2 protein-coding genes are annotated in these 2054 nt (G+C 70.7%); both read right to left on the reverse strand.

The features are described 5' to 3' along the window. On the reverse strand, positions 1 to 1240 hold a 1240-nt coding region (locus Q0L15_RS20540), incomplete at its 3' end, for a CoA transferase (RefSeq protein WP_296606535.1). Beyond that, positions 1237 to 2054 (reverse strand): LLM class flavin-dependent oxidoreductase (locus Q0L15_RS20545; protein ID WP_296606537.1); only part of this gene is annotated, 818 nt, incomplete at its 5' end. The genes Q0L15_RS20545 and Q0L15_RS20540, both read right to left, overlap by 4 nt.

Genomic DNA, 2054 nt, shown 5'->3' on the forward strand with positions numbered 1-2054 from the left:
TCTCCTCGCTGCTCGGCTGGGCCCGGTGGTCGTCGCCGAACGCGCCTTCGGCGCGCAGGCCGGCGAGGGCCTGGTCGTCGAGCGCCAGGACCTGCCGGGTGATGTAGTCGAGGTCCTCGTTGCGCAGCGGCGCTCGCCGGTACTCCGGCCTCTCGGTGCCGACGCGCACCGGCGAGGCGAGCTGCTCGACGGTGCCGAACCGGGGGTGCTCGGTGGTGACGATGAGGTCGCGTGCGTGCGTGTGCTCCTCGCGCAGGGCGGCCGGGACGTCGTTGATCGGCCCGCACGGGATCGAGGCGGCGTAGAGGTTCTCGAGCCACTCGTCGACGGTGCGCTCCAAGAAGATCGCCTCGAGCCGCGCGAGCAGCTCCTCGCTGCGCTGCTGGCGCTGCCCGAAGGAGGCGTACGGCGAGTCCTCGGCGCCCCACTCCGGGTGACCGACGACGACCGCGAGCCGTTGCCAGAACTTCTCCTTCGCGCAACCGACGACCATCCACCCGTCCTTGGCCTGGAAGGCCTGGAACGGGACCAGCGACGGGTGGGCGGAGTGCCGGGTGCGGGCGGGCTCGAAGCCGGCGTTGAGGTGCCAGGTCGCCGGATAGCTGAGCAGCGAGATCGCCGTGTCGTAGAGGCTCACGTCGCAGTCCATCCCCTTGCCGTCGCGACGCGCGGCGTGCACGCCGGCCAGCAGCGAGATGGCCGCGACGAAGCCGCCGGAGTAGTCCACCAGGGACAGCCCGGACTTGGTCGGCGGGCCGTCCGGCTCGCCGGTGAGCTCCATCCAGCCGGCGAGGCCCTGGAGCACGTAGTCGTAGCCGGGCTCCTTCTGCCGCGGCCCGGTCATGCCGAACCCGGTGAGCGAGACGCAGACGATCTTCGGGTTGAGGTGCTTGAGGTCGTCGTAGGTGATCGCCATCTTCGCAGGCACGTCGCCGCGGAGGTTGGAGTACACGACGTCGCTGACCTTGACCAGCTCCTCGAACACCGATCGGCCGGCGGGAGTGGTGAGGTCCAGCGAGAGCGACCGCTTGTTGCGGTTGAAGGTCTCGAAGAACAGGGAGTCCTCGCCCTCGCCGTACGGGGGGACGTAGCGTCCGACGTCGCCGCCCACGCGGGGATCCTCGATCTTGATCACCTCGGCGCCGAGGTCGGCCAGGTGCATGCTGCCGAAGGGGCCCGCGCCGTACTGCTCGACGGCGATGATGCGGATGTCCGACAACGGCTTCGGGGACTGGGTCATCGGGCTGCTCCGGTCAGGTCGGCGATCATGGCGAGGATTTCCTCCTGTGCGGCCCGGGTTTCGTTGGCCCCGAGGCCGTGCGTGGGTGGGCTGAGCTTCACCGAGTCGGCGAGGCCCTCGTAGGCCGCGATCCGCTCGACGACCTGGTCGCGAGGGCCGACCAGCGTCAACGCGTCGACCATCCGGTCGCTCACGACGTCGGCGAGGTAGTCCGCTCCACTGCCGGAGCGGAAGGCGTCGACGACCTGCTGCTGGTCCTCCGCGAGGCCGTGGAAGGCGAAGAAGTCGGCGTAGGTGCGCACCGTGGCGTAGAAGCCGACGAGTCCCGCCGCACGGCGGCGGGCCACGCTCAGGTCCTCGGAGATGGAGCAGCACGCCGAGACGACCACGTCGAGGTCGGCGCGGCTCTTGCCGTCGGCGCGGGCGATGCCGGCCTCGAGGTCGGGCGTGATGTGCTGGGCGAGGTACTCGGGCGAGCACAGCTCGTGGCTGATCCAGCCCTGGGCGATCTCCCCAGCGAGCCGTGTCATCAGCGGGCCCATCGCCGCGAGGTAGACCGGGACATCGGTGCGCAGCACGGGGAACGGCCGCTCGTAGCCGCGGATCCGCATCGGCTCCCAGTCGCCCTCGGCCTGGATCGGCTCCCCCGCGCGGCACGCCTCCCAGAAGAGCCGGACGTTGCGGACCGTCTCCCGCACGTGCGGGACCGGCTTGCCGAAGGTCACGTTGTGCCAGTCCTCGTTGAGCCGCTGGACTCCGGAGCCGAGACCGAGGACGAACCGGCCGCCGCTGAGCTCGTCGAGGTCGAGGGCCT

Origin of the sequence: Nocardioides sp. (assembly GCF_024509035.1) — a bacterium.
Classification (GTDB): domain Bacteria; phylum Actinomycetota; class Actinomycetes; order Propionibacteriales; family Nocardioidaceae; genus Nocardioides.